The following is a 746-nucleotide window of genomic DNA, read 5'->3' as shown; positions in this document are numbered from 1 at the left end:
ATGAGGGGCGCTCCCGGGGCGAGGTCGGCCCGGCTCAGCAGGGCGGCGGCGGCGTCGTGCAGCAGCCGCAGTTGCACCTCGGCGAAGTGACCTGCCAGCAGCGCCCAGGCCTCGGGGGTGCCCTCTTCGCGATCCCGGCCGACGATCCGGGCGAGCCGGGTCTCGCTCTCGGCGACGGACTTGCCCTTGCGGTCGCCGCTGGCCTGCTGGTCGACCCCCTCGGGCAGCAGCCCCAGGATCCGGTACACGTCGGCCATGTGGGCGAACGTCTCGGTCATCAGCCGGGTGCGGCGACCGCCGAAGGGAGCGTGGTCGGTGAGCGCGATCACCGGAGTGCGGACGATCCCGGTATAGACGAGTTCCCCGGTCTCCAGGCGCTCGGCGTCGCTGTAGCCGGTGGCGGCCGGGCGGCCGGCGGCGATCGGGATCAGGTCGGCTGTGGTCGAGCCGACATCGATCAGGAGCGCGTCCGGCGCATGCTGCCCGGCGAGCGCCGCCGTGGCGTGCCAATTGGCCGAGGCGACGTCCGCGAAAACCTCTTCCGCCGCCTCCGGGGCGACGAGGCCTGAGCGGCCGGCATAGATTCGCACCGGGCCGGCGAGGTGCCGCTCGGCCCAGCCCGAGAGCGCCGCCACGCCTTCCCGGCGGCCCGCGAAGCAGTCGGTCAGCTCGCCCGTCATGGTGACGGCGTGCCGGGCCTCGTCGCGCGCCCAGTCGGGCAAGGCCGCCAGGGACCCGTCCAGGGC

At 74.5% G+C, this 746-nt stretch carries 1 protein-coding gene; it reads right to left on the bottom strand.

What is annotated here, in order from left to right; genetic code table 11:
- Positions 1–746, bottom strand: a 746-nt coding sequence (locus tag FV228_RS31510; protein WP_147857951.1) for a hydantoinase/oxoprolinase family protein, incomplete at both ends; no start/stop codon positions are given.

This window comes from Methylobacterium sp. WL18 (assembly GCF_008040015.1).
GTDB classification, from domain to species: Bacteria; Pseudomonadota; Alphaproteobacteria; order Rhizobiales; family Beijerinckiaceae; genus Methylobacterium; species Methylobacterium mesophilicum.
Note: the sequence above shows the minus strand (reverse complement) of the source record. Positions and strands in the feature narration are given on the sequence as shown.